Here is a 5,838-nt window from a genome sequence, read left to right on the forward strand (position 1 = left end):
ACCGCCATACAGTACGGCGTCGCCATCGTGGTGGTGGTCCCCGACAACGGCATGTACGGCACGCGCCGCATGCACCAGGCGCGCGGCTCCCGCACGTAACTCTGGCCGACCTCCGCGTCCATGGGCTAGGGCCTGCCAGCCGCCGTGTTGGCCAAGCGGGTGCATCCGGAGCGGATGGTCGTAGCGATGGCCGGGGACGGCGACGTTATGATATGCGTGCAGGAGTTCGCCACCGCCATACGGTACGGCTTCGCCATCGTGGTGGTGGTGCTCGACAACGGCATGTACGGCACGATCCGCATGCACCAGGAGCGCGAGTACCCCGGCCGGGTCTCGGCGACGAGCCTGCGCAATCCCGATTTCGCGGCGGTGGCGGCAGCCTTCGGCGGCCACGGCGAGCGGGTGGAGCGCACCGTCGACTTCGCCCCCGCCTTCGAGCGGGCCTTAGAGTCCGGTCTGCCGGCGATGCTGCACTGCCTCGTCGACCCGCAGGCGCTGACCCCGACCCGGACGCTCGACGCGATCCGCGATGAGGCATTAGCGCGGGGCTGAGTTTTCGGCATCGCTTCGTCCTCTTGCTCCATACCGACAACGGCATTGTGCTGGTTGTCGTCGTGATCCGATCGATGCACCCACGGTACTTGGCAGTTCGGCGTCCAGTACGGTGGATCCCACTCCCCTTTCATCCTGAGGCTCACGGGTTCACGCATTCGGCTTCGATCGGCTCCCCGTCAGCCCGGGGTCGCGCAGCGGAGCCCGGGATCCAGGTCCGCGACGGCACCATGTTTCGCACGCGCGACCCGCTTGATCCGATCCTCGCGGCGGCTCTGGATCACGGGCTGAAATAAGTCGGTATGGGGCCGTCCGCATTTGCGCCGGCCTTACTCCGAAGCGGCCATTCTGCTTCCGGTCAGACTACGTCACGTTGGATCGCCAGCGCGCGCAGGACCGGACGTTCGTCTTTGCGCCCATCCCGGTCATCCAGGTGGCTTTGCCACCATCCCAAAAGCGGACGCTGTCAGCTATGATCACCCATTCGCATAAGGGCACGCTACGGAACGTCGGTGTGTAGATCGGCGTTGAAGCGGGGCCCCAGCTAAAACCAAGATAGCGTATTGATATTATTGGCAGAAGCAAAAGAGGAGCGGGATCTCGGTTGGCGCCGATTGGGACCCCGCCTCTAAATGGAAATCTTTTGTTTGTTGAGGACGTTACCGTCCTTCAGGAACGAGTCCCGGACCGGCGCTTATCTGCAGCCATTCGCAAAATCAGGCGCGTTGCACAGCGAGTGCCTCGGCAGCGTGGCCAACCGGGCCGTGTTGGATACCCTGGTAGCCGAGCCAACCGGTGTAGAGGCCGATGAGAACGATCAGACCTGCGGAGGTGTAGGGGCCTGCTGCGCGAAGTTGCTGAACCCGGACCAGCGGCTGGCGATGTGCTTGACGCTCAACGCCGCAATCACGCCCTCCGAGGGCCGTGAGCAGCCCTGGCGAGCCGACAATCACTATCATTCAGTTGAACGCCCTGATGCAGGCCCTGCGCGCTGCCGGCGCCAACTTCTCAGAAGCCGATCCTGACCATAGCTCTGGAGAGGGGCGGTCCTGAGCTTTGGTCATGCCGAGCGTCTGGAGCTATAGCGAGGGCCAGGGCTTAGAATGCCGGTAGCGCCAAACGCGCCACTCAATGACCGCGGATGGTGGGTGGATACGCTCTGGATGCAGCAGTGCCTGCGATCCGACGCACCCGAGCGATGATCCGGCAGGAAGCTTCTTCCGCTCCCTGACGCTCCGCGTCCATCTCCAATTCAAGCAAGCGATTGAACAGAAGCGCGTCCTGCGTGCTGGTCATTGTCGACTGGTCCTCGGAGAGGATAATGACGAGCTTTCGCATAAAGTGACACGTTATCGACGGTGACCACGCGGCCATTGGCGCGCCCCAATATTCAAATATCAGCGCGAGAACAATAATCATCAATCCGACGCCGACTCCATCATTTGATGGAGTCGCATCGATATAATTATGCTCGCTTTGGGATGGTCAGCTCTGACAGGAGCATGGATGCAGCCATGCCGAATGACCTCCCGCAAGGCCGAGTCACTTTTCGTGGCCGCGGACTGGCCTTCGTCTCCGGCACACGGATTGTCGTGAAAATCTGTCCGCTTTGTTCGCAATGGAATGCACCAAAGGCGGCGGAGAACGGCCACTGCGGCTGGTGTGCCTACGTTCCATCGCACTTGGACGTGGAGCCGGTTGCTGTCGCACGAACCGGCATGATCTGATGCCGAGTTGCGCATCCTTGAGAGCAATTTACGTCAATCGGTGGCCCGGCATGATTGGTGCTTTAGGCCCACATGCCACTGGTAACTCGAAATTGTATGCCGTTGTATTTTTTCCACGTCCGCGATGGGGACCGACTGATTGAAGACGTGGACGGCAGTTATTTGCCGAGCTTGGCAGCAGCATGTGCCGACGCTTCTGCTTCTGCCCGTCACCTGCTCGCAAAGGGCCGATCGCTCGGCGAGGTGCTGGATGGACGATGCTTTCAGATCAGCAATAGCACCGGGTTGATCCTCGCCGTGATGCCCTTCAAGGAAGCGATCATCCCGAGGTAAATATCCCGGCAGGATAGCCACTGGCGCACGGGTATCGAGCGGCCCCGACCCACGGGGGGCAAGGTCCTTTCCGCCGCATAGCCTACCGGCGCCAGGAACCATGCCTTCGCGCCTTGAATACCCAACTTGAACGCTTGGCGCTCCAACTGCCGGTGCATTCGACCAGTCCGCCGGACGTGCGCCATGTGCCGCTGCCGCCGCCCTTGGCGTCGAGGCCGCCGGAGATCGGGACCTTGTTGGCGCCGCTGGTGATCGTGGCGTGCACGGAGCCGCTCGCAGACACGCCGCCGTAGATATCGACCTCCTCACCGGGGATCGAGGCATCGCTATCCTTGATCTGCACGTGATAGCTCGTGCTCGCCGAACAGGGGCCTTGAGCCGTGGTGGCGACGATGGTCCAAGAGCCATCGTACTGGTTCGGCACCCGGACTTTTTTTCATGGCGGCACCAGCCGAGCAGAGAGCGCCAGCCGTCAGGCCAGTTGCGAGGATCAAGACAGGAATACGGGCCACGGACAGCTCCGACGGTTGCACCGTCGGGACTGACTTCGCGCTCTGAAAACAATAGCATCGCACAAACAGTTTCCGGATCTCGACGCCTTCACCGCCTCTCAGGCGACTTCCCTCGGCAGCCTGATCTGGTGCGAGCGGGCCAGTCCGACGGTCGAGCGGACGCCGGCGCATACGGGGTCCAGCTCGACCCTGGTCCAGCACAGCGTTGGCGGTCAGCTCGGCGGCAAGATCCCGCATCACTGGGAGCGCGCAGGTCTGCGCGTGCTGATCTCGATGCCGATGACCCAGCTGGTGCCGATGAACGGGACCGGATCAGGCTCCCTCAGCCCCACAGGGCGCTGAAGGTTCGCTCGAAGTCCCAGACCAAAGTCCGGTTGCAGAAACGGTGCAGGACGGGACCGTCCGTCGTTCCCTCGCGCATCTCGATCGACTCGGTATTCTGGTCGTAGGTGAAGGTCAGATGGCGGCCGCCAAGGGTGGTCGACAGGATGGCCTTGGCACTCGCCTCGTCCTGAATCATCTCGGTCGATCCCGGAGCGCCACGCCACATGATCCCGCCGAGCAGCGCCAAGGTGACCGCCTTCATCTGCAAGGCCTCACCTTCGGATTGCGCGATGACGCTCACCGCGTACCGCCGCACGGCGTCGAGGTCGGTCGTCTCGGAACGGACGGGGGCGGACAGGGCCATCGGCTTATTCCCGTCTCGTCGTGATGTCCGTCGCACCGGTCGAGGTAGCGGAATAGCCGCCCCAACCCTCCGTCGAGACCGGCGACGTGCCGCCCCACCCCTCAGCGTGCCAAGTCGCGAGACGCAGCGTCGGATCGACTGAGCCATGGTCCCTCAGAATGCCCATGACGTGATCCCGCTGGGCGTCCACGATGACGAGGTTCAGCATCGCCGCGCCCTGCCTCAGCCGCGCGCAGCAGGCGTCCACAGCCTCCGGAGCCACGCCGATCGTCCCGAGCCTATCCCGGAGGCCGGGGCCGTCTGGAAGCGAGGCTTCCGCCTCGGGTCGGCCGTCATCCGTATCGGCGAGGGCGGCCACGAGCCGGATTGCCTGCTCAGGGATGCCGGCCGCGACCAGCGTGGCCGTCGCCGCCTGCGCCTTGCTGCAGCTCTCATACAGCGCGAGGATCCCGAGACTCATGGTCGGGCCTTCGCTCGGGGCAGGGGCGCCTCCGATCGGTCGGCCGCGCCCCCCTCGGATGCGATCTCCGCTCGCGCCGCGGCGATAAACGCGGCGCGTTGCTCCGCGCTCAGAGCGAAGCAGGGACTCATCGTGGATCCGTCTAGAGGGGAGGGATCTGCCCACATCCGGTCGCCCGGCCCGTTGTCGAGGAAGTTCCGCCGTGCGCGTTCAAGGACCGCGGCATCGACCGGATCATCGTTCGTCATGTCAGCCGCTCCTATGGGTTCAGTGCTCTGTCCCAGGCATGTTCTGCCGTGGTGTGCCGCCGTGATCCTTGATCAGGTTGGAGCGCGCCGGGTCGCCCTTCAAATTAGCGACCTGCTTGCGTGCAGCCAATGCGAGAAAGCCGACACCGCCGATCGTGCCGAGCGCTAGAAATAACAGAGAGATACCGCTGCCCATGGGCGAAGCCTTTCAACGAAAGAACCGCCGAAGGAAGGGCGACGGGGAGCATTATGCTACAGACAGAACTAAGCCTAGGATCATAGGTTGCCATTTTTGATTTTATTGGGGGTGCGGCGGCTTTTCTTATCATTTTTAGGGCGGATCAACGTGGGCTCAAGCCGCGTTAATCTAGCGGCATCTGCCACGTCGCGGAGTTATATCGTGTATAATCCCATCTTTTCATCGATAATGCTCGCGATTGAGTCGCGGTGGGTCATCGAGCTGCGCATGGTCCGGCTAGCCTGGGGCGGCCGCGAGGGCCGGGCCGAGATGCAGTCGATGGTGGTCGAGAAGGTGCAGGCCGCCGGTGAGGCGATGATGACGCTTATGCACGGCGGATCACCCGAGACGGTCATCGCCCGCTACCGCGAACACGTCGCCTTCAACACCAAGCGGCTATCAGCAGCCCGAGTCTGAAGTGTTGGATTGCAACCATAAGGTATCGCTAATGTTTTTTAAATACCAGACATTATTTTTGATTTCGGTCCTTGACCTTTCATCAGCATCTCAATCGCTTGCTCAGGATAAGACGGTGATCGGCACCGATACGATACTTCATGGCACGGGTCCAAGCTCCACGACCGACGGATCGGGCGGCCAACTCAGGCAGGTCGCCAGGGCGGATGACGCCGCGCGGCGCAGTAATCCCAAACCCATCACCTTCCTGACGTCACAGATGATCGGCACAGGGGTGCACAATCTGTCGGGACAGAGCGTCGGCAAGATAACTGACCTTCTGATCGGCGATGGGGGCGCCCTCAAGGCGGTGGTTCTAGATGTCGGAGGCGTCCTCGGCGTCGGCAGCCGCCGTATCGCGGTCGAGCCCTCAGCGCTGGTGCTGTATCCCGGTGGCGACCGGTTCTCGGCCATGCTCGTCATGGGCAAAGACACGATCGCGGCGGCTGCCACTTTCAAGCCGGATCAGACAGTCAAGTCCGACTAGAGCCGGTCCCGCGCCGCTTGAGACGGGTTAGCGGGTAGCGCGTTGGTGAGTGAAGGAGCTTGCTTATGCCTTCACCCCTGTCTGTGGACCTGCGCGAGCGTGTCGTGGCTGCCGTGGTGGCGGGCGCTTCCTGCCAT

General features: G+C 62.7%; 8 protein-coding genes and 2 pseudogenes. 4 read left to right on the forward strand and 6 right to left on the reverse strand.

Annotated features, from left to right (window positions below; all coding sequences use genetic code 11):
• Positions 1 to 99: 99 nt before the first annotated feature.
• Positions 100 to 552: pseudogene (locus MKL01_RS20950) on the forward strand (thiamine pyrophosphate-dependent enzyme); the annotation flags it as partial.
• Between the two features lie 716 nt (positions 553 to 1,268).
• Here the strand turns inward: MKL01_RS20950 and MKL01_RS20955 are convergent.
• Positions 1,269 to 1,471: pseudogene (locus tag MKL01_RS20955) on the reverse strand (nickel/cobalt efflux protein RcnA); the annotation flags it as partial.
• Between the two features lie 209 nt (positions 1,472 to 1,680).
• Positions 1,681 to 1,971, reverse strand: coding sequence for a hypothetical protein (locus MKL01_RS20960; protein ID WP_243907121.1), 291 nt, complete (start codon positions 1,969 to 1,971; stop codon positions 1,681 to 1,683).
• 404 nt (positions 1,972 to 2,375) lie between these two features.
• Between MKL01_RS20960 and MKL01_RS20970 the strand changes: the two genes are divergently transcribed.
• A complete protein-coding gene (locus MKL01_RS20970; RefSeq protein ID WP_243907123.1) occupies positions 2,376 to 2,612 on the forward strand; it encodes a DUF6894 family protein in 237 nt (78 codons plus the stop codon).
• 82 nt (positions 2,613 to 2,694) lie between these two features.
• Here MKL01_RS20970 and MKL01_RS20975 read toward each other — a convergent pair whose 3' ends face one another.
• The 4 genes from MKL01_RS20975 to MKL01_RS20990 all read right to left on the reverse strand — a co-directional run bounded on the left by MKL01_RS20975 (position 2,695) and on the right by MKL01_RS20990 (position 4,716).
• A complete protein-coding gene (locus tag MKL01_RS20975; RefSeq protein ID WP_243907124.1) occupies positions 2,695 to 2,955 on the reverse strand; it encodes a hypothetical protein in 261 nt (86 codons plus the stop codon).
• A gap of 491 nt (positions 2,956 to 3,446) precedes the next feature.
• Positions 3,447 to 3,812 carry a hypothetical protein gene (locus tag MKL01_RS20980; RefSeq protein WP_243907125.1) on the reverse strand — a complete coding sequence of 122 codons (366 nt, stop codon included), beginning with the start codon at positions 3,810 to 3,812 and terminating at the stop codon, positions 3,447 to 3,449.
• A gap of 4 nt (positions 3,813 to 3,816) precedes the next feature.
• Positions 3,817 to 4,272, reverse strand: coding sequence for a hypothetical protein (locus MKL01_RS20985; protein WP_243907126.1), 456 nt, complete (start codon positions 4,270 to 4,272; stop codon positions 3,817 to 3,819).
• A 267-nt stretch (positions 4,273 to 4,539) separates the two neighbouring features.
• A complete protein-coding gene (locus MKL01_RS20990) occupies positions 4,540 to 4,716 on the reverse strand; it encodes a hypothetical protein (RefSeq protein ID WP_243907127.1) in 177 nt (58 codons plus the stop codon).
• A 231-nt stretch (positions 4,717 to 4,947) separates the two neighbouring features.
• Here MKL01_RS20990 and MKL01_RS20995 point away from each other — a divergent pair, with 231 nt between their 5' ends.
• Both MKL01_RS20995 and MKL01_RS21000 read left to right on the forward strand, forming a co-directional pair.
• Positions 4,948 to 5,175, forward strand: a complete 228-nt coding sequence (locus MKL01_RS20995; protein ID WP_279604773.1) for a hypothetical protein — start codon at positions 4,948 to 4,950, stop codon at positions 5,173 to 5,175.
• Positions 5,176 to 5,290: 115 nt separating this feature from the next.
• Entirely contained in the window at positions 5,291 to 5,701 is a 411-nt protein-coding gene (locus MKL01_RS21000; protein WP_243907129.1) for a PRC-barrel domain-containing protein, read from the forward strand.
• Positions 5,702 to 5,838: the final 137 nt, after the last annotated feature.

Origin of the sequence: Methylobacterium sp. J-070, assembly GCF_022829385.1 — a bacterium.
Lineage (GTDB): Bacteria > Pseudomonadota > Alphaproteobacteria > Rhizobiales > Beijerinckiaceae > Methylobacterium.